This is a genomic window from Novosphingobium fluoreni (assembly GCF_014196615.1).
Classification (GTDB): Bacteria; Pseudomonadota; Alphaproteobacteria; order Sphingomonadales; family Sphingomonadaceae; genus Novosphingobium; species Novosphingobium fluoreni.
In genome coordinates, this window is sequence record NZ_JACIDY010000001.1 from 277,952 (window position 1) to 297,526 (window position 19,575).

Consider the following 19,575-nt stretch of genomic DNA (forward strand, 5'->3'; position numbering starts at 1 on the left):
CCTCACTCCGGCTTGCGGGCAAAGCGCCCGGGAGAGACCCCCGTCCATTCCTTGAACGCGCGTGAGAAGGTGGCCGTGTCGGAGTAGCCCAGCTGCTCGGCGGCCACGGAAAGCGGCACGTCCGGTGCCTCCAGGATCGCACGGGCACGGGCCTGGCGGGCGCGTTGCAGGATGGTGCGGTACGATGTGCCCTCCTCCATCAAGCGCCGCCGGAACGACCGGCCAGACATGTTCAGTTCCGCCGCGATCGAATCGCAATCGACGTGGGTGCGCCCCAGCCGGCGCATGATCGCATCCTCGGCCTGCGCCACGAAGTCCTTCGCCGCCGTCGTCTCCGGGCCCATCAGGTCCAGCAGGTGGCATTCCAGGATCGCCTTCAGCTTCAGGTCTTCCTGCGGCGTCGCGCCGGAGAACGGGCGGTCCAGATCCTCGTCCGCGATGACCAGCGCATTGGCCACCTGGTTGCCCAGCACCCGCGCGCGGAAAAACCGGGAGAGCGCGTCCTCACGCCCGGCGATCGGGTGTTCCAGGTGGACTTCGGCGGGGCACCATTTGGGCGAAGTCAGCTGGCGGATCAGAGTGACGAACCCGCCGACCACGAACTCCGCATCCTGCCGCCGTGGCCAGATCGCCGGGTCCTCGATACGATAGCTGTAGATCGTATGATCGCCTTGCGACCGGGCCTCCAGCATCGTGCGGGTCTGCCAGCGGCCCTGGAACAGCGCCATGGTTTCCAGCGCGGCACGCACGGTGCCGGCGGCGCGCAGCAGCGGCTGGAACGGGCCCAGCTCAGCCAACCCGAAGCCCGATCCCATCTCCAGCCCCAGGTTCGGGCGCTTCAGCCGCTCCGCCGCATGTTCCAGCAAGGCGATATAGCGATGCAGCGGGGCGCGTTCATACGGCGTATTCAATTGCGAACGATAGAACCCGTGTTCGCGCAGCAAGGTGTCCATCCGGCCGTCACCGGGCGGAACGGCATTGCACAGCGCCTGCAGGAACAGCAGCCGGATCGTCGCCTGCTCACCCGTTTCGGCAGGTCCGCCGCGCTCTTCCTGCCCGCTGCCATCTTGCGGATGCGGCACCGAATTTGGGTCCAACCTCTTACACCCTTTCGCCACTGGCCGACTTTGCAAATGCCCATACCAGCTCTGCAATGGTCGATTTGCGCCCCATCGAAGACATCGCCTTCACACCGGGACAGACGTCTACCGCCAGGGATGCGCAAGGCTTCGTGAACCCGGCACCAGCCTATGGGGGAAGAACAAGCATGCGCTACGGCATCGTCATCGGGACTGCAACATGGTCCGCAGGTCCCGGCCAATGAGCCAGGCCGACGATACCGTGATGGTACACAATGCCACAGCGCCCGCAGATGACATGGCGCCGCTGCCGCGCATCGATTTCCTCTACTTGTCAGAGCCGGACATGATCCGCGCCGGGGTGACCGACATGGCCGCCTGCATCGATGCGATCGAGGATATGTTCGCGCTGCTGTGGCGCGGCGATTATCGCATGGCGGGCGGAAACAATAACTCGCACGGCGCAATCGTCATGTTCCCGGACGAATCGCCGTTCCCCGATATGCCGACCTCCACGGTCGACCGCCGATTCATGGCGATGCCCGCCTATCTGGGCGGCCAGTTCCGCACCGCCGGCATGAAGTGGTACGGCTCCAACATCGCCAACCGCGACAAGGGCCTGCCGCGCTCCATCCTGACGTTCGTGCTGAACGATGCGGATACCGGCGCGCCGCTGGCATTCATGTCCGCCAACCTGCTTTCCGCCTATCGCACCGGCGCGGTACCCGGCGTGGGCGCGCGGCATCTGGCGCGCCCGGATTCCAAGGTCATCGGCATCCTCGGCCCCGGCGTGATGGCCCGCACTTCGCTGCAGGCGTTCATGGCCACCTGCCCGCAGATCGAGACGATCAAGGTGATGGGCCGTGGCCGCGCGAACCTCGATGCGTTCACCGCCTGGGTCGCCGAAACCTATCCGCAGCTGACGGTCCGCACCGTGGAGACCGCCGAAGAGATCGTGCGCGATTCCGATATCGTCACCTTCTGCGCCTCGGTGGCGACGGGCGATCCCTCGATCTACCCCACCGTCCGGCGCGAGTGGGTGGCGCCCGGCACGTTCCTGGCGATGCCCGCGCCCTGCAACATCGACGATGGCATGGCCGCGCCCGATATCCGCAAGGTGCTGGACAATACCGGCCTGTACGAAGCCTATCTGGAAGAACTGCCCGTCCCGCGCCACCGGTTCGTGCCCGCCGTGGGCGTCAAGTTCCTGGACCTGGTGGAAGAAGGCACGCTGGACAAGGCCAGTCTTGAAGACCTTGGCGCGATCGTCGCGGGCGATACGCCCGGCCGCACCCACGACGATGAGATCATCATCCTGTCGGTCGGCGGCATGGCGGTGGAGGACGTGGCCTGGGGCACGATCGTCTATCGCAATGCCCTGCGCGACGGGATCGGCGTGAAGCTCAACCTCTGGGACGCTCCGGCGCTGCGCTGAGCCGCGCTAACCGCGTCCTAACCCCCTCTTATCGACATGACAGGATACCCATGACCGACGTCGTCAAAGTGAAAACCGGCAACAAGTTCGAAGAACACGGCAGCTATTCCCGCCTGGTCGCGGTGGACAACCTAATCTTCGTATCCAACACCGCCGGTCGCAATCCGCGCACCAAGCTGATCCCGGAAGACCTGACCGAGCAGACCCTGCAAGTGCTCAGCAACATCGAAACGGCGCTCGCCTCGGTCGATGCGGTGCTGGCCGATGTCGTCGCCGCGCGCGTCTTCGTGCAATTTCCCGAGCATGTGGAAACCGTAATGACCGCCTATGGCGAGCGGATGCGCGGCATCAATCCCACGCTGACGATGACGTGCCCGCCGCTCGGCTCCACCGAATACAAGGTGGAGATCGAGGTGACCGCGTATCGCGGCGCGTCCAAGGCGAACGTGCGCGAACTGCAGATCACGCTCTGACACGAACGACCGCCATGGCCCCCGTCATCACCCCCGTCCAGACATCGCCGGCGATGCCCCCATCCACCACCGTGGTCGTGATCGGCGGCGGCATCGTCGGGCTAACGGCGGCGCTGAACCTGGCTGAGCGCGGCATTCCCGTAACCGTGCTGGAAAAGGGCCGGATCGCGGGCGAGCAATCCTCGCGCAACCTGGGTTGGATCCGCAAGACCTCACGCGGGCGGGACGATCTGCCGCTGGCGCAGGAGTCCGATCGCCTTTGGGCCGAGATGCGCCAGCGCGTGGGCGCGGACGTGGGCTATTCGCAAGCGGGCATCATGTACGTCGCCCGCAACGAAGCGCAGATGGCGGCGCACGAGGCGTGGCTGGCGTCCGTGAAGGGCCTGGATGTCGACAGCCGCCTGCTGACCCCGGCCGATATCGCCAAGTTGGCCCCGGGCGGCATCGGCAAATGGGTTGGCGGCCTCTACACCCCCAGCGACGGCCGCGCGGAACCGACGCTGGCCGCCAGCGCGATCGCCACCGCCGCGATGGCCAAGGGCGCGGTGATCGTCGAGAATTGCGCCGTCCGCGAATTGTCGCTGACGGGCGGCGCGGTCAGCGGCGTGGTGACCGAACGGGGCGAGATTCGCTGCAGCCAGGTGCTGCTGGCGGGCGGCGTCTGGTCTCGCCGGTTCCTGGGCAATTACGGCATTCCGCTGCTGACCCTGCCGCTCGTCGCCTCGGTCCTGCGCACCGCGCCGATGGACGGCCCGACCGACATCGCACTGGGCGGGCCGGACTTTTCTTTCCGCAAGCGCCTGGACGGTGGCTACACGATAACCCAACGCGGTGCGCTGTTCGCCCCGCTGATGCTGGACCACCTGCTGATCGGCCTCAAATACCTGCCGGTGCTGCGCAAGGAGTGGGCGAACCTGCGCGTTTCGATCGGCAAGGACTTTTTCGACGATCTCGCGCTCCGTCGCCGCTCTCGCGGGAACAAGGTTTCGCCGTTCGAGAAGCTGCGGACCATCGATCCGCCCGTCAACCAGGGCCTGAACGATGAAGCCATGCGCAACCTCGTCGCCGCATGGCCCGGCTTCAAGAATGCGCAAGTGGCGCAAAGCTGGGCCGGCATGATCGATGTCACACCCGATTCGCATCCGGTGATCGCGCCGATTGCCAAGATTCCGGGTTTGACGCTGGCTTCGGGCTTTTCGGGCCACGGCTTCGGCACATCGCCCGCGGCCGGGCAGCTGGCGGCCGATCTCATCACCGGCGCGCGGCCGATCGTCGACCCCGCGCCTTACCGCTTCGACAGGTTCTAGACCGCTTTACTGTCCCCGCCTTGCCGTTCGTGTCGGACGCCCTGGAAACACCGCAGCCTTTCGCCAAAGTGTTTCGAGCCTATCCGACACGGACGGCTTTTTTGCGGCGTCAGCGTTGGCGGGGCGGGCCCTTGCGGTGCGGCTTGCTAGCCCCGGTCTTGTTGCCAGCCCCACCCTGGCGCGGCCCGTCGCGATAAGCGCGGGCATTGGTCTTGGCGCTGCGGCGCGGCGTATCGCCAGGACCGCCTTCCGCCATCTCGATGCGCACGCCGCTTTCGTCCTCGCCATCGGCGGAGGCGGTGCGCTGCACGGCGGCGGAAAACTTGCCCGCGATCGTGCGCGGAATCTGGAACCATGTCTCGGTCGCGGCGATGCGGATCGCGCCGATTTCCTGCTTGGTGACGTGGCCGCGGCGGCAGATGAGCGGCAGGATCCAGCGCGGATCGGCGTTCTGGCGACGGCCAATGTCCATGCGGAACCACACCGTATCCTCGAAGCCGGGGCGATGACGCTCCGCCTGATCGGCCTTGCGCGCTTCGGGCGTGCCTTCGATCAGCTCTTCGGGGCTGGGCATGGAGGCGCGATAAGCGCGGACCAGCGCGGCGGCGATATCCTCGGGGCTGCGCTCTGCCAACAGGCGGGCGGCCAGCTCACGATCCTCGTCGTCGTACTCGGCCGGGGCGAGCAGCGCCTCCAGGGTGCGTTCGCGATCCTTGGCGCGGATATCCTCCGGCGTGGGCGCGCTGATCCACTCCGCCTCGACCCGTGCGGTGCGCAGCAGGCCCTCTACCCGGCGACGGCGCGGATAGGGCACGATCAGCACGGCGGTGCCCTTCTTGCCCGCGCGCCCGGTTCGGCCCGAGCGGTGCTGCAACGTCTCGGCATCGCGTGGCACCTCGACGTGGATGACCAGGCTCAGCGTCGGCAAGTCGATACCGCGCGCGGCAACGTCGGTGGCGACGCAGACCCGGGCGCGGCGATCGCGCAGAGCCTGCAGCGCGGCGTTACGCTCGTTCTGGCTGTGCTCGCCCGAAAGCGCCACCGCCTCGAACCCGCGCTCTACCAGGCTCGCGTGCAAGTGGCGCACGTTGTCCCGCGTGGCGCAGAACAGCATCGCCGTGTCCGCCTCGTGCAGGCGCAGCAGGTTGATCGCGGCATGTTCGATGTCGGACGGAGAGACGGTGACCGCCTGGTAGGCGATGTCGCCATGGCCGCGCGCTTCGGTGACGGTGGAGATGCGCAAGGCATCTCTCTGGTACCGCTTGGCCAGCGCGGCGATCGGCTTTGGCATCGTCGCCGAGAACAGCATGGTGCGGCGCTCGTCCGGCGTGCCGTCCAGGATCTGCTCCAGATCCTCGCGGAAGCCCATGTCGAGCATTTCGTCCGCCTCGTCGAGCACGGCCACGCGCAAGGCCGACAAGTCCAGCGCGCCACGCTCCAGGTGATCGCGCAGGCGGCCCGGCGTGCCCACGACGATATGCGCGCCGTGCGAAAGCGAGCGGCGCTCCTTCGAAGGGTCCATGCCGCCGACGCAGAACGCGATGCGCGCACCGGCCGAGGCGTAAAGCCAGGTGAGTTCGCGGCTGACCTGCAGGGCCAGTTCGCGCGTGGGGGCGATGATCAGCGCCAGCGGCTTGCCGGCGGGTGGCAGCTTGTCCGGTCCCGATTCGTCGGCTGCGAACAGCTGGGCGGCCATGCCCAGCCCGAAGGCCACGGTCTTGCCAGAGCCGGTCTGGGCCGAGACGATCAGGTCACGGCCTTCGGCTTCCGGCTCCAGCACGGCGGCCTGGACGGGGGTCAATGCGGTATAACCGCGCGCGGCAAGCGCTTCTGACAGAAGCGGCGGAACAGATGATGGTGTCATGAGAACAGTCCCCATGAACCCGGAAGCCGCTCTAGGCAAGCGCCGCAGCGCCGGTGCTTGGGCCTTTAACAAGGTTTCGCGGGTGAAATGCTTTACATTTCCACCCTGCGTCGTTCCCGCCTGCGCCGGAGCGGCGTAATGTCTGGAGCGGGAACGCCCTAGCTTTGCCGGATCAGCGCCCGCGCCAGCTTGCGGTCCTCCAGCGAATAATACAGCCAGATCGCGCCATCGGCGACCACCACCGACGCGGCGAAAGCGATGTCTGTGGCCGTCCGATCATCGCATGGCGGCGGGGTGATCAGCGGCTCGATTCCCCGCGCGACAATGCGGGTGCAGCCCGCATCGAAAGCGACCCAGCCGATCCGCCAGCGGGCATCGCGGGTAGCGCCGTTGTAGAACATCACCGGGCGCGCCGGGTCCAGCGTCAGCAGCGGTCCGGTGGACAAATGCCAGTCGTCCCAACTGTTTGCGCGCGGCATGAAGGGGGTGCATTGCTCTTCCCACGGACCAGCAACGCCCTCTCCCACAGCGACCCCGATGCGTGACGCCTCGTCCGCCGCATACTCGTAGAACAGCCGCCAGCGACCGTCCAGCATGCGCTCCACCGTGGCTTCCTTGGTATTGCCTTCCGACTTGGACGAGGCGAGCGCGACGCCGCTTTTCTCCAACCGATCGAGCGAAGGGCCTTGCGCGTAGGACAGTTCGCCGTGCGCATGATCGGCCAGAACGCCCGAGTAATAGACCACGTATCCATCCGGCAGGCGCACCACCGTCGGGTCTTCCACCCCGCCCGCATCGTGGGCATCCGGTCCCGGCACGATGGATGGGGCGTCCATCATGACAAAGTGCCGGCCGTCATCGCTCCAGCCGGACCAGATCACCCCGGTGTCGGTGAACGGCTCACCCGCACGCACCACCGCGCGCACCATCACGCCCCAGCGCCCGTCAGGCTCGCGCCAGACATAAGGGCTCATCAGATCACGCTGCATCAGTTCGGGCGGGCCCGACAGGGTTACGGCCTCGATCCCCTTGACGTTGAAATCCAGCGCGATCGGCTGGGGATCGACGCTATCCGAGCGATGCGGATCGGCGATCGAGGCGAGGGTGGTCATCCGCTGCTATTCCTTGTTGCAGCGGTTTAACGTGCGTCAGGGCTCTTGGCTTCCGCCGGACAGTCCAATTCCGCATTAGGCGCGCTAAACCTGGCATAGTCGCCCGGGGCCAGTTCCAGCCGCTGCGCCACCGTGCCGATATCGATGCCGTCCTCCCGCAAGCGGCCCAGCAGCTTGCGCAGGATATTGCTGCGCGCGCCGTAGGCATCGCGGGGCGATGGCACGTGGGCGAAGCAGTTGAACAGGATGCGCCCGTCCGTGATCGCATCGATGAAGGCACGCGGCGCGGGATCGTCCAGCACGGCGGCCTCTTCCTCGAACAGACGGTTCATGATCGCGATCACGCGGTCCGCATCCACCTCGATCGGCACCGAGAACTGGATCTGCAGCCGGCCCAGCGGGCTCGCCAGTGTCTTGTTCAGAACCGACTTGGTGATGAGTTCGGAGTTGGGCACGATCAACGTGGAATGGTCTGCCAGGGTGATCTCGGTGGAGCGCACCGAAATGCGCTTCACGTCGCCCTCGTCGGTGCCCACGCGAATCAGGTCGCCGATCTTGATCGGGCGTTCGGCCAGCAGGATCAGGCCCGAAACGAAGTTCTGCGTGATCGCCTGCAGGCCAAAGCCAATGCCCACCGATAGCGCCGAAAGCAGCAGCGCGATCCGCTCCACGCCGATCCCCAGCGACGCCAGCGCCCAGATGATGGCCAGCGCGACGCCGACGTAGCGGGCGACCAGGCTGACCGAATTGCGGCCCGAGCCGTCAAGGTCGGTGGCGGGCAGGTAGCGCCCGTCCAGCCAGCCCATGAAGGCGCGCACGATGGCAAGACCCAGCGCCAGCACCACCATCGAGCGGATGATCGCCCCCGGCGAAATCGCGATGCCGCCCAGCTCCACCCCTTGCGACAGGGCGCCCAGGCGGCCGAACAAGCTGGTCAGCCCCTCGCCACCGCCGAATGGCGTCATCAGCAGGCCCAGCGTCAGCAGCGCCAGCGTCAGCCGCAGCGCGCCTGACAGCAGCACGCCGAACTGGTCGACCAGGCTGGGCCGCAAGCCCACGCTGCGCACCAGGGTCAGGCCCAGGCGGCTGTTGCGGCTGAACACGGTGGTGGCGACATCGTCCGCCCCGCTCATCAGCAGATAAGTCGCGGCGCTGAGCAGGACGACCCAGATGATCAGGCGCACCACGAACAAGCTGAGGCTGATGTAGCCCACCGCCAGGCCCAGCAGCGCCACCAGCACCAGCGCCCAGGCCACCAGCATGAAAGCACCCAGCCCGGTGCCGCCCGCGGTGGCCTCGCCCCGCTCCGCCCGCTGCGCGCGCAGGCGGCCCAGCAGCAGCAGGAACACACCGATCCAGATGACGTGCAGCAGCGCTTCGACCACTTCGGCCGCCAGTTGCGCCGCCGCGCTGGCGCCGATCGCGCGGTTGAAGCTGTCGAGCAGGATGCTGGCGAAGGCGATGATCGCCAGCGGCCAGATCAGCCCGCGCAGGCGCTGCGCCGTCTCGTCCGCGATCGGCGCGACCCGCCAGGTGGGCTGCTGGCGCATCAGCAACGCGCCGAACACCGAGACGGTAAAGGCCGAAAGCCCGCTGGCCACGACGAAGCCGTCGATCAGCTCCTCCCACCGGGCGGGCAGCAGGTTGGACCAGCGCACCCCTTGCGCCAGCGCCAGCGCGCCCAGCAGCGGCATGATCGTGCCGACCAGCAACCGCCACAGCGCGAAGCCGGAGCGGCGGATGCGATGGCCGGGTGCAGTGCCGATCAGATAGCGCTGGCCGATCTGGCGCAGCTTCAGCCGGGCGGGAAATGCCAGCACCAGGCCCAGCGTCAGCCCCAACAGGGCCTGCCAGGGCACGCCGCGCCGCCAGGTCAGCGCGATCTGCTCACCCCCATCGCGCAGAAACGTGTCCACCCGGCGCAGATCGCGCGGGAGCGCACCCAGCACCGCGCTCCAGAAATCGGGCGTCAGCGGGGAATGCAGGCGGGTGGACAGCTCTTCGTTCAGTTCCTCGGCGCGGTTGCGCTGGATCTCGTCGATCAGCTGCTGCGCCTCCACGTCGATCAGGCGGCCGCGCTTGATCGCTGAATCGATGGCGGCGCGGCTTTGCTCCAGCCGCTTGCGCTCACGCTGGATATCGGGCGCTTCGGTCGTGCCTTTCGCCACCGGACCCAGGCCGCTGATGCGCGCGTCCATCTGGTCAAGCTGGGGCTGCAGGCTGGTCGCCGCCGCCCGTGCCGCCTGCTGCGCCGCCGTCACCTTGGCGCGCAAGGTATCGCGTTCGGACCGCGAGGCGCCGTTATCCAGCGCGCGATCGGCGCTGCGCAAGTCCGCCTCGGCCTGAGAAATCTGCGCCGAAACCTCCGCCGGAGGGCCGGCCTGGGCGATGGCGGACGCGGGCAGCCCCAGCATCAGCGCCACGATCAGCGCCATTGTGGCAATCAACGCAAGGACTGGTCGGAACAGGCGATCCATGGCCTCGACATGTAAAGCGCCCGCCCCAAGGTGCAACCATCGCTGGTGGAAACGAGCGCACGGCCGGTCCCGCGTAGGCACCGCTTGCCGGGACGCGGTGCGCTCGGCTATCAGCAGGCTTTGGCAGCGGGGCCATCCCGCCCTGAGTGAAAGGCGTCCCTTGATCTTCCTCACCCTGTTCGAGATTGTCGGCTACATCATCTCGGTCATCGTGATGCTGGTGATCGTGCAGTTCGTGCTGAGCCTGCTCATCTCGTTCAACGTGGTCAACATCCACAACGATTTCGTCGCGGCCGTGTATAAGGCCGTGAACGCCCTGCTCGAACCGCTGCTGCGCCCGATCCGGCGCTTCATGCCGGCCACCGGCTCGATCGACTTCGCGCCGCTGGTGCTGATCGTGGGGCTGGAGATCGTACGCATCATCCTGAAAAACCTCGCGATCGCCTCCGCCTCGGGCGCGATGTGAGCGTGGCCGTGGCTGACGCGGACAAGCGGATCGACGGCAAGGCCTTCGCCGAAAGCCTGCGCGCGCAAGTGGGCGATGCCGCTGCCGCGTTCGAAAAGCTGGCGGGCCGCAAGGCAGGCCTCGCCGTGGTGCTGGTGGGGGAGGACCCGGCCAGCCAGGTTTACGTCCGTTCCAAGGGCAAGCAGACCCTGGCCAGCGGCATGGAAAGCTTCGAACACAAGCTGCCCGCCGACACGTCCGAGGCCGAATTGCTGGCGATGGTCGCCCGGCTGAATGCCGATCCGGCGGTGGATGGCATCCTCGTGCAATTGCCGCTGCCTGATCATATCGACGAGCAAAAGGTAATCGCGGCGATCAGTCCCGACAAGGATGTGGACGGGTTCCACGTCACCAATGCCGGGCGGCTCGCGGTCGGCCAGCCGGGCTTCGTGCCCTGCACGCCGCTGGGCTGCCTGATGCTGCTGAAGGACCGCCTGGGCTCGCTCTCCGGGCTGGACGCGGTGGTCATCGGCCGCTCCAACATCGTCGGCAAGCCGATGGCGCAATTGCTGCTGGCGGAAAGCTGCACCGTCACCGTGGCGCATAGCCGCACCAAGGATTTGGCGGACGTGGTGCGCCGTGCGGACATCGTCGTCGCAGCGGTCGGGCGGCCGGAAATGGTGAAGGGCGGCTGGATCAAGCCGGGCGCCACCGTGATCGACGTCGGCATCAACCGCGTGCCGGGGGCCGAGGAAGGCAAGACCCGGCTGGTCGGCGATGTCGATTATGCCGATGCCCTGCCGGTCGCGGGCGCGATCACGCCGGTGCCGGGCGGCGTCGGGCCGATGACCATCGCTGTGCTGCTGCGCAACACGCTGGTGGCGGCGCATCGCAATGCCGGGATCGCGCTGGACCAGACCGCGCTGTGAAACACACGGTCTCGCTCGCGCTGCTCTGCGGGCTGCTGGGTGCGGGCCTTGGCCTCAACCCCGCGCTGGCGAGGCCCAAGCCCCAGCAGCCGCACTTCGCCAGCCCCGCGCAGATCGTGGCCGCCGAAGTCGTGTTCCAGCAGCTGGCGCAGCGAAAGGGCCAGTGGGCCGCTTTCCGCGATACCGCTGCCGAGGATGCGGTGATGTTCGTGCCGCAGCCCGTCGTGGCGCGCACTTGGCTGCGTGCGCAAAAGACCAACCCTGCACAGCCGCTCACCTGGCAACCGCATCAGGTCTGGCTCAGCTGTGACGGATCGCTCGCCGTCAGTTACGGCGCGTGGCAGCAGGGCAGCGGTAAGCAGGGCTATTTCACCACCGTGTGGCAGCGCCAGAAAAAGGGCGATTACAAGTGGGTGATGGATCAGGGCGATGATCTGTCCGCCGCGCTGCCCGCGCCCGAGATGATCGGCTCTGCCGTGGGCGTGTGCATTCGCAGCCGCAAGCCCGATCCCGCCACGCCACCCGCGCTGCCCGCAGGAACGCGCGGCGGCTGGAGCGACGATCGCACGCTCAACTGGGCGGTGACCGTCGATGCAAACTGTGCCCGCTCCCTCACCATCAGCCTGCTGCGCGGCGCCGGCCAGCCGATGACGCCAATGTTGACCAGGCAAGTCGCCGCACCTCTCGGTGCCGACGGCAAGCCCTCCGCCATGTGCGAGGCCGCAGCATGAGCCCCGATCTTCTCGGCCTGTTCGTCTCGGCGTTCGTCACCCTTTTCGTCGTCATCGATCCGCCGGGGTGCGCCCCGATCTTTGCCGGGCTGACCAGCGGGGCCAGTCCGGTGCAGGCCCGCGCCATGGCGGTACGCGCCTGCTTCATGGCCGCATGCATCCTGTTCGTCTTCGCGCTGTTTGGCGAGAAACTGCTTTCCGCGTTGCATATCGAGCTGAATTCGTTCCGCATCGCGGGTGGCATCATGCTGTTCCTGATCGCGCTGGAAATGGTCTTCGAAAAGCGCACGCAGCGCCGCAACGAGCGGGCGGAAAAGGTGCTCGCCCATGCGGACGAAGCGCCGCAGATCAACGACGTTTCGGTTTTCCCGATGGCCATGCCGATGCTCGCCGGTCCGGGCTCGATCGCCACGGTCATGCTGCTGATGTCGCGCGCGCAAGGGACCCAGGCCACGCTGGTGATCCTGGCCGCGCTATCGGCCGTGCTGGTCCTCTCGCTCGTCGCGCTGATCGCCGCTCTGCCCCTGATGCGGCTGGTGGGGGATCAGGTGGAGGCCGTGATCTCGCGCCTGCTCGGCGTGCTGCTGGCGGCGCTGGCGGCGCAATACGTGATCGACGGATTGCGCGAAGCCATCGCCTGACGAGCGATGCCGGCGGCGGCCCTGCTTACTGCAAGGTCACGCCGTCATCATCGCCCTCCGCACGGCGGCCGAAGAACTGCATCAGCTGCACCAGCAGCTCGCAACGTTCGGAAAGGCCATTGGCCTCCAGCAGCGCCTGCTTGGCGGCGGCGTCGAAAGGCGCGATCTGCGATACGCCGTTGATCAGCGATACGTCATCCAGCCGCGACACCTGCTCCCAGTTCACACTGTAGCCTTGCGAATCGGCGAAGCGTCGCGCCTCCCGCTCGAAGCTGGCGCGTTCGATCGGGGCCAGCGGGCCGTCGGCCGGCTCGCTCAGTAGCTCGGCCTCGACCTGCCGGAATGCGGTGGTGACATCCAGTTCGCGCAAGATGCGAAAGCGCGATTCGCCTTCCAGGATGACGTTGTAGCGCCCGTCGTCCAGCGCTTCGAACTCACCGATCCGGCCCAGGCAACCGATCGCGAACAACGGCGCGCCGTCCTCCGCGCGTTGCGGCTGGACCATGCCGATGCGCCGATCGCGTGCCAGCGCATCGCTGATCAGCGCCCGATAGCGCGGTTCGAAGATGTGCAGCGGCAATTGCAGCCCCGGGTAAAGCAAGGCGCCGGACAAGGGAAAGATGGAAACGCGCGCCACGATGCTCAGCCGAACAGGATCGTGGAAAGCTTGCGGCGGGTTGCCGCCACCCACGGATCTTCCAGGCCGATAGCCTCGAACATCTGCAGCAGCTTGGCCTTGGCGGCGCCCTCGTTCCATTCGCGATCGGCCTGGATCATAGCCAGCAGCTTCTGCGCGGCTTCGTCCCGCTCTCCCGCCGCGAAGGCGGCCCCGGCGTAAGCCAGCTGCGCATCCATGTCTCCGGGGCGCTCCGCCGCCGCAGCGCGCAGCGCGGCCAGTTCGCCATCATCGGGCTTGTCCTTGGCCAGGGCCAGCGCGGTGCGCGCGCGTTCGATCACGGGATCGCCGGACAGCGCGGGGTCAAGCGCGGCCAGCGCGGCCTCCGCCTCGTCCAGATGCCCGGCCAGGATCAGAGCGCGCAACAGGCCACCATGGGCCTCGGCATTCTCGGGCGCGAGTTCGACGATCTGCGCGAAGATACCTGCGGCGCGCTCGCCATCGCCCTCAGCCAGAACCTCCTCACCCATCGCCAGCAGCGGCGCGATATCGGCGGCAGGCGCATCGCCCGCCTGGATCGGCAGTTTCGCCAGCAGCTGATCGATCACGCCGCGCAGCTGCGATTCGGAGCGCGCGTTGGTCAGATCGGCCACAGGTTGGCCTTGGAACAGGGCATAGACCGTGGGGATCGAGCGGACCTGGAACTGCGAGGCGATGAAAGCCTCCTCGTCCACGTTCACCTTGGCCAGCACCACGCCCTTATCGGCATATTCGGCGGCGATCTTTTCCAGCACCGGCGTCAGCGCCTTGCAGGGCCCGCACCATTCCGCCCAGAAATCCAGGATCACCAGCTTGGTCATGGACGGTTCGACAACGTCCTGCCGGAACCGATCCACGGCCTTCTGCTCTTCAAGATTGAGGCCCATGCTAGCCAAAGTCGGTGCTCCCACAACGTCGCGTACTGTTTCAGGTTAGATCGCGATCCGGGGGCGGTTTGTGAAGGGTGAATTCGGGGCGATCGGCATGGGTGCGGCTGTTTGTCGCAGAAGTTGCTTTTTGGGGTTGCAGCCCTGACGCGGCGTTGCTAATGGCGCGCCTCACCCCGGCCCACCCGCCAATTTGGCGATGGGTCGTAAACGTCCGAGCGGGCGTAGCTCAGTGGTAGAGCACAACCTTGCCAAGGTTGGGGTCGAGGGTTCGAATCCCTTCGCCCGCTCCAGACCGTCGTTTCGGGCGTCGCGTAAGCGGCCCGAACGAGGGGTTTTTCCAGATCAAAAGATCGATGCCTAGCGGGCCCAGCCCGGACCGCTCAAGCGGGTAAATTGCTTTGCATCCGCGCTTCGCCAAGCCGTCAGGTTATTAGCGGCACGGGCGGCTATCATCAGGCCGCCCCATTCGATCAGCCCTCTCCGGCGCGTAAGGTCCGCGCCGGGCCCGGATCACATGCGGCGGTGCTTGCCGCCATAGTAGTTGCCGATGAAGGTGCCGATCTTGGCCATTTCCGAAGCCGCCGCGCTGGCGCTGGTGGGGCAGCAGGGGAATGGGCCCGAAGCCGATTCGCGGGCACGCGTCTCGACGCGCTCACACAGGTCTTCGATATCGGCGCGGCTCAGCAGGTTCTTTTCACGCAACAGGCACAACAGGCTCTGCAAAATCACCAGGCTCTTATCGCCGTTGTCGGTCCCATCTTCGCGCAGCGCATCATAATTAGGCATTGCACACTCTCCATATTTTTTTTGGATAGTATGCTAAACGCATGAAGATGCAAAGCGCTCACTGCAATCCGCCGCCTAGAGAGCGATAGAGTTCTATCAGATTGGTGATACGCGCCAGTCGTGCGGAGGCTAATTGCTGCTGTGCAGCATAGGATGACCGCTGCGCATCCAGCGACGTCAGGAAACTGTCTACGCCTGCGCGATACCGTGCTTCCGATAGACGAGCGGCTACTCTGGCGGCCTCGGTGCGGCGGGACTGTGCATCAATCTGCTGCACGATCGTGCCGCGCTGCGCCAAAGCATCGGCCACTTCGCGAAACGCCGTCTGGATAGTTTTTTCGTACGTCGCGACGGCGGCCTGCTGCGATGCCTTGGCATAATCCAGATTCGCGCGATTGCGGCCACCATCGAAGATGGGCAGCCCGATCGAGGGCGCGGCGTTGTAGGTGTAGCTGCCGGAGCGGAACAGATTGCCCAGCGCCGTGCCGATCGTGCCCAGCGTACCGGTCAGCGAAATCTGCGGGAAGAACGCCGCCCGCGCCGCGCCGATATTGGCGTTCTGTGCAATCAGCTGATGTTCGGCCTGTAGTACGTCCGGCCGCTTGAGCAGGACGGCGGAGGACAGATCGGACGGCAGCGAATCGCGCGTGACGTCTCCTGCGCCCAACGGTCCGGGCAGCAGCTCCGCGGGGACAGTGGTACCGACCAGCAGGTTCAGCGCGTTCTGATCTTGCGCGATGCGAGCCGTCAGGGTCGCGACATCGCTGCGCGCGCCTTCGAAATTTGTCTCAGCCTGGCGGCTCTCCAGCTCGGACGCGACACCAATGCGGAATTGCGCCCGCGTCAGGTCCAGGGTCTGCTGAAAGGTCTTGAGGGTTTCGCGCGCGATCCGTAGCTGTTCCTGATCGGACGCCATCGTCGTCCACGCAGTACCGATCTCGGCGATCAGGCTGATACGGGCGGTGCGAGCCGCCTCTTCCGTGGCGAAGTACTGCTCCTGCGCGGCGCGGCTGAGGTTCTGCAATCGCCCGAACAGGTCGAGTTCGAAGGCCGAAATGCCGACGTTGGCGGAGTAGATGGAAATGTCCGTCGAGGTTGCCGTGTTCCCGCCCACGACACCGCCCGCGCCGCCGCCGACACCACCACCGACCGCACCGCCGCCCGTTCCGGCGCCCGCGCCGCCGCCGATCGCGCCTTGCGGGAAGTTGGTATAGGTCGCGCTGCCGCTGGCGTTCACCGCGGGGAGCTGGTTGGCCCGCTGGGCGCGAAACTGCGCGCGTGCCTGCAACACGTTGGCCGCCGCGATCCGCAAGTCACGGTTGTTGGCCAGACCGGTTTCGATCACGCTGGCCAGACGCGGATCGCTGAAGAAGTCCCGCCAGCCGACAAGTGCGATGTCCGCCGGCGCGGCCGGACGGGGCGCAGGATAGGCGCCGCCCTGGGGGAACGATTCGGGCGCGGCGCCAGCGGGGCGGATGTACTTGGGCGCAAGGTTGCAGCCGCCCAGCAAGGAGGCACCGACGAGCAGCGCGACAAGAGTGGTCTTCATGGCTCAGGCTCCCTGCGGGGCTGTATCGTCTTCGGGCCGGTCGGCGTTCCGGGGCCGGGTATCTTCGTCCTCATGCTCCTGCGCCTCATCCTTCGGCTTATTCCGACCGAACAGGCGCAGAACGACTACGAAGAACATCGGCACCAGGAAGATCGCGAAGATCGTGGCGGTCAACATGCCGCCCACCACAGCGCGACCGATCGCGTTCTGGCCACCCGCACCCGCGCCGGTGGAGATCGCCAGCGGCAACACGCCGAAGATGAAGGCAAGGCTGGTCATCAGGATCGGGCGCAAGCGCAGCTTGGCCGCTTCCACTGCCGCCTGGAATGGTCTCATCCCGCCCAGCACGCGCTCTTCGGCGAATTCCACGATCAGGATCGCGTTCTTGGCCGAGACGCCGATCGTGGTGATCAGGCCGACTTGCAGGTAGATATCGTTGTTCAACCCGGTCAGCGCCGCAGCTGCCAGCGCACCGATCACGCCCAGCGGCACGACCAGGATGACTGACAGCGGCACCGTCCAGCTTTCATACAGCGCGGCAAGGCACAGGAACACGATCAGCAGCGACAGCGCGTAGAGTGCCGGGGCCTGTCCGCCCGACAGCCGCTCTTCATACGAGAGGCCGGACCATTCCAGGCTCGTTCCCGACGGCAGTTTCTCGTGGATCTGCTCCATCGCCTTCATCGCCTCACCCGAGCTGATTCCGGGCGCGGAGGCACCTTGGATCTGCATTGCCGGGCGGCCGTTGAACCGGGTCAGCTGCAGCGGCGCCAGAGTCCAGGAAAGATCGGTGAAAGCGCTATAAGGCACCATCTGGCCGTTGGCGCCGCGCACATAGAACTTGTTGAGATCGTCCGGCTGCAGGCGATAGGGCGCATCGGCTTGCACGTAGACCCGCTTCACGCGGCCGCGATCGATGAAGTCGTTCACGTAAGTGCCGCCCCAGGCAGTCGCGATCGTGGAGCTGGCTTCGCTCAAGTCGACACCCAGCGCGCGCGCCTTGTCCTGGTCGATCGTGATCTTCAGCTGGGGCGCGTCTTCCAGGCTGACCGGGCGAACCTGCGTCAGGTCCTTGTTCTGAGCGGCCATACCCAGCATCTGGTCGCGGATCGCGGTGAGCTTGGCATGGCCGATATTGCCGGTGTCCACCAGCTGAAGGTCGAACCCGGTGGCATTGCCCAGCTCCTGCACCGCCGGGGGCACCAGGGTGAAGATCATCGCGTCCTTGTAACCGGCGAACTGCTTGTTCATCCGGTCGGCGAGCGCCTGGGCGCTGTTCTCTTTCCCCTCACGCTCGGACCAGTCCTTCATCCCGATGAAGACCTGCGCGGTGTTCTGGCCCTGGCCGGAGAAGCTGAAGCCGTTCAGCGCGAACACCGAATCGACAGCGGGGTCCTTGCTGAGGAATTGCTCGATCTTCCTCAAGGCTGCGTCGGTGCGCGGCGTAGTGGCGCCCGATGGGGCCTGCACCACGGTGAACAATGAGCCCTGGTCCTCATCCGGCAGGAAGCCCGACGGCAATTGCCAGAACAGGAAGCCCACGCCGCCCACGATCAGCGCGAAGGCCAGCATCGAGCGTTTCCAGCCGCGCGCGGTGCGCTTCACGCCGCGCACGTAAGCCGTGGTCCCGCGTTCGAACTTGTCGTTGAACCAGCGGAAGAAGCGGGCCAGCAGGCCGTTGCCCTCCGCCTTGTGGGGATCGTGGGGCTTGAGGATCGTGGCGCACAACGCCGGCGTCAGGATCAGGGCCACCAGCACCGACAGCACCATGGCGGTGACGATCGTCAAAGAGAACTGGCGGTAGATGACGCCGGTGGAACCACCGAAGAACGCCATCGGCAGGAACACAGCCGAGAGCACCAGGCCGATGCCGACCAGCGCGCTGCTGATCTCGTCCATCGATTTGCGCGCGGCGTTGCGGGGACTGAGCCCCTCATCCACGATCAGGCGCTCCACGTTCTCGACCACGACGATCGCATCGTCGACCAAGAGGCCGATGGCCAGCACCATGCCGAACAAGGTCAGCGTGTTGATCGAATAGCCCGCCAGCGCCATCACCGCGAAAGTGCCGAGCAAAACCACCGGGACGGCGATCGTGGGGATCAGTGTCGCGCGCCAGTTCTGCAGGAACAGGAACATGACGAGAAAGACCAGGACGACCGCCTCGATCAGGGTGTGGATCACCTGCTCGACCGAAAGCCGCACGAAGGGCGTGGTGTCGAACGGATAAGAGACTTTGACGTCCGACGGGAACGTCTTCGACAAGGTGGCGAGCTCATCCTTCACCTTCACCACTGTGTCGAGCGCGTTCGCACCGGGGGCGAGGTTGACGGCAAAGCCGCTCGCCGGCCTGCCACTGGAACTGAGATCAAAGCCGTAGACTTCCGAACCCAGCCTGATGCGGGCAACATCGGACAAGCGCACGATCGCGCCGTTCTCTGCGCTCTTCAGGCGGATCGCGCCGAATTCCTCGGCGGTTTGCAGGCGGGACTGGACCGAGACGGTCGCGTTCAGCATCTGCTCCTTGGGCGCAGGCTGCGCGCCTAGCTGACCGGCGGAAACCTGCGCGTTTTGCGCGCGCAACGCCTGCGTCACGTCGGCCATGGTCAGCTGGTAGGCGTTGAGCTTTATTGGATCGACCCAGACCCGCATCGCATATTGTGAGCCGAAGGATTGAACTTCACCCACGCCGGTGATGCGGCTGACCGGATCGATGACGCGCGATGCGATAAGGTCGGCGATGTCCTCACCCGAATGCGTGCCGTCCGTGGAATAGAGGCCCACGACCATAAGGAAACTGGCCGAGGACTTCGCCACGCGCAGGCCCTGCTGCTGCACTTCCTGCGGCAGCAGCGGCGTGGCCGCCTGCAGCTTGTTCTGAACCTGGACCTGCGCGATGTCGGGATCGGTGCCTTGCTCGAACGTCAGCGTGATCGTCAGATTGCCCGACGAGGCGGAATTCGACGCGAAATAGCGCAGGTTGTCGATGCCCTTGAGCTGCTGCTCGATGACCTGCGTGGTCGTGTTCTCCAGCGTCTGTGCATCTGCGCCGGGATAGGTGGCGTTCACCGTGACCGTGGGCGCGGCGATCGTCGGGAACTGGGCGATCGGCAGAGTGCGGATGGCGAGGATACCCGCCAGCATCAACAGGACGGCGATGACCCATGCGAAGATGGGCCGGTCAATGAAGAAACGTGACATG

Annotated in this window: 16 protein-coding genes and 1 tRNA gene; 8 read left to right on the plus strand and 9 right to left on the minus strand. The window is 66.3% G+C overall.

What is annotated here, in order from left to right; genetic code table 11:
• Window positions 1–2 precede the first annotated feature (2 nt).
• The gene (qhpR, locus tag GGR39_RS01305; protein WP_288415569.1) at window positions 3–1,082 is read right to left on the minus strand and encodes an AraC-like transcriptional regulator QhpR; all 1,080 of its coding nucleotides are present in this window, start codon (window positions 1,080–1,082) and stop codon (window positions 3–5) included.
• Window positions 1,083–1,320: 238 nt separating this feature from the next.
• Between qhpR and GGR39_RS01310 the strand changes: the two genes are divergently transcribed.
• Genes GGR39_RS01310 through GGR39_RS01320 form a run of 3 tightly spaced genes read left to right on the plus strand, consistent with a single transcriptional unit; the run spans window position 1,321 to window position 4,294 of the window.
• Window positions 1,321–2,514 (plus strand): ornithine cyclodeaminase family protein, encoded by a 1,194-nt coding sequence (locus tag GGR39_RS01310; protein ID WP_246388178.1) that lies wholly within the window; start codon window positions 1,321–1,323, stop codon window positions 2,512–2,514.
• 50 nt (window positions 2,515–2,564) lie between these two features.
• Window positions 2,565–2,987 carry a Rid family hydrolase gene (locus GGR39_RS01315; protein ID WP_183615550.1) on the plus strand — a complete coding sequence of 141 codons (423 nt, stop codon included), beginning with the start codon at window positions 2,565–2,567 and terminating at the stop codon, window positions 2,985–2,987.
• Window positions 2,988–3,001: 14 nt separating this feature from the next.
• Window positions 3,002–4,294 carry an NAD(P)/FAD-dependent oxidoreductase gene (locus tag GGR39_RS01320; RefSeq protein ID WP_183615551.1) on the plus strand — a complete coding sequence of 431 codons (1,293 nt, stop codon included), beginning with the start codon at window positions 3,002–3,004 and terminating at the stop codon, window positions 4,292–4,294.
• A 109-nt stretch (window positions 4,295–4,403) separates the two neighbouring features.
• Here the strand turns inward: GGR39_RS01320 and GGR39_RS01325 are convergent, their stop codons facing one another.
• From GGR39_RS01325 to GGR39_RS01335, 3 genes are all read right to left on the minus strand, one after another.
• Window positions 4,404–6,158 carry a DEAD/DEAH box helicase gene (locus GGR39_RS01325; RefSeq protein ID WP_183615552.1) on the minus strand — a complete coding sequence of 585 codons (1,755 nt, stop codon included), beginning with the start codon at window positions 6,156–6,158 and terminating at the stop codon, window positions 4,404–4,406.
• Between the two features lie 158 nt (window positions 6,159–6,316).
• A complete protein-coding gene (locus GGR39_RS01330; protein WP_183615553.1) occupies window positions 6,317–7,270 on the minus strand; it encodes a glycoside hydrolase family protein in 954 nt (317 codons plus the stop codon).
• Between the two features lie 26 nt (window positions 7,271–7,296).
• A complete protein-coding gene (locus GGR39_RS01335; RefSeq protein ID WP_246388179.1) occupies window positions 7,297–9,747 on the minus strand; it encodes a DUF3772 domain-containing protein in 2,451 nt (816 codons plus the stop codon).
• 160 nt (window positions 9,748–9,907) lie between these two features.
• Here GGR39_RS01335 and GGR39_RS01340 point away from each other — a divergent pair, with 160 nt between their 5' ends.
• Genes GGR39_RS01340 through GGR39_RS01355 form a run of 4 tightly spaced genes read left to right on the plus strand, consistent with a single transcriptional unit; the run spans window position 9,908 to window position 12,493 of the window.
• Window positions 9,908–10,213, plus strand: coding sequence for a YggT family protein (locus tag GGR39_RS01340; RefSeq protein ID WP_058736364.1), 306 nt, complete (start codon window positions 9,908–9,910; stop codon window positions 10,211–10,213).
• A gap of 2 nt (window positions 10,214–10,215) precedes the next feature.
• On the plus strand, window positions 10,216–11,121 hold the full coding sequence (gene folD, locus GGR39_RS01345) for a bifunctional methylenetetrahydrofolate dehydrogenase/methenyltetrahydrofolate cyclohydrolase FolD (RefSeq protein ID WP_425490573.1): 906 nt from the start codon (window positions 10,216–10,218) through the stop codon (window positions 11,119–11,121).
• On the plus strand, window positions 11,118–11,852 hold the full coding sequence (locus tag GGR39_RS01350) for a Cif family virulence factor (protein ID WP_343055743.1): 735 nt from the start codon (window positions 11,118–11,120) through the stop codon (window positions 11,850–11,852). The genes folD and GGR39_RS01350 overlap by 4 nt, the downstream gene beginning before the upstream one ends.
• Complete coding sequence (locus GGR39_RS01355; protein ID WP_183615554.1) at window positions 11,849–12,493, plus strand: MarC family protein; 645 nt, start codon at window positions 11,849–11,851, stop codon at window positions 12,491–12,493. Before GGR39_RS01350 ends, GGR39_RS01355 begins: the two co-directional genes overlap by 4 nt.
• A 25-nt stretch (window positions 12,494–12,518) precedes the next feature.
• Here GGR39_RS01355 and GGR39_RS01360 read toward each other — a convergent pair whose 3' ends face one another.
• Window positions 12,519–13,130 (minus strand): LON peptidase substrate-binding domain-containing protein, encoded by a 612-nt coding sequence (locus tag GGR39_RS01360; protein ID WP_058736296.1) that lies wholly within the window; start codon window positions 13,128–13,130, stop codon window positions 12,519–12,521.
• A gap of 5 nt (window positions 13,131–13,135) precedes the next feature.
• Window positions 13,136–14,035, minus strand: a complete 900-nt coding sequence (locus GGR39_RS01365) for a tetratricopeptide repeat protein (RefSeq protein ID WP_183615556.1) — start codon at window positions 14,033–14,035, stop codon at window positions 13,136–13,138.
• A 218-nt stretch (window positions 14,036–14,253) separates the two neighbouring features.
• Here GGR39_RS01365 and GGR39_RS01370 point away from each other — a divergent pair.
• Window positions 14,254–14,328, plus strand: a tRNA-Gly gene (locus tag GGR39_RS01370).
• 220 nt (window positions 14,329–14,548) lie between these two features.
• On the opposite strand, the gene GGR39_RS01375 is transcribed toward GGR39_RS01370, so the two are convergent.
• Genes GGR39_RS01375 through GGR39_RS01385 form a run of 3 tightly spaced genes read right to left on the minus strand, consistent with a single transcriptional unit; the run spans window position 14,549 to window position 19,574 of the window.
• A complete protein-coding gene (locus tag GGR39_RS01375) occupies window positions 14,549–14,824 on the minus strand; it encodes a hypothetical protein (protein ID WP_058736298.1) in 276 nt (91 codons plus the stop codon).
• Window positions 14,825–14,882: 58 nt separating this feature from the next.
• Window positions 14,883–16,373 carry an efflux transporter outer membrane subunit gene (locus tag GGR39_RS01380; protein WP_183615557.1) on the minus strand — a complete coding sequence of 497 codons (1,491 nt, stop codon included), beginning with the start codon at window positions 16,371–16,373 and terminating at the stop codon, window positions 14,883–14,885.
• Window positions 16,374–16,376: 3 nt separating this feature from the next.
• Entirely contained in the window at window positions 16,377–19,574 is a 3,198-nt protein-coding gene (locus GGR39_RS01385) for an efflux RND transporter permease subunit (RefSeq protein ID WP_183615558.1), read from the minus strand.
• Between the last annotated feature and the right edge of the window lies 1 nt (window position 19,575).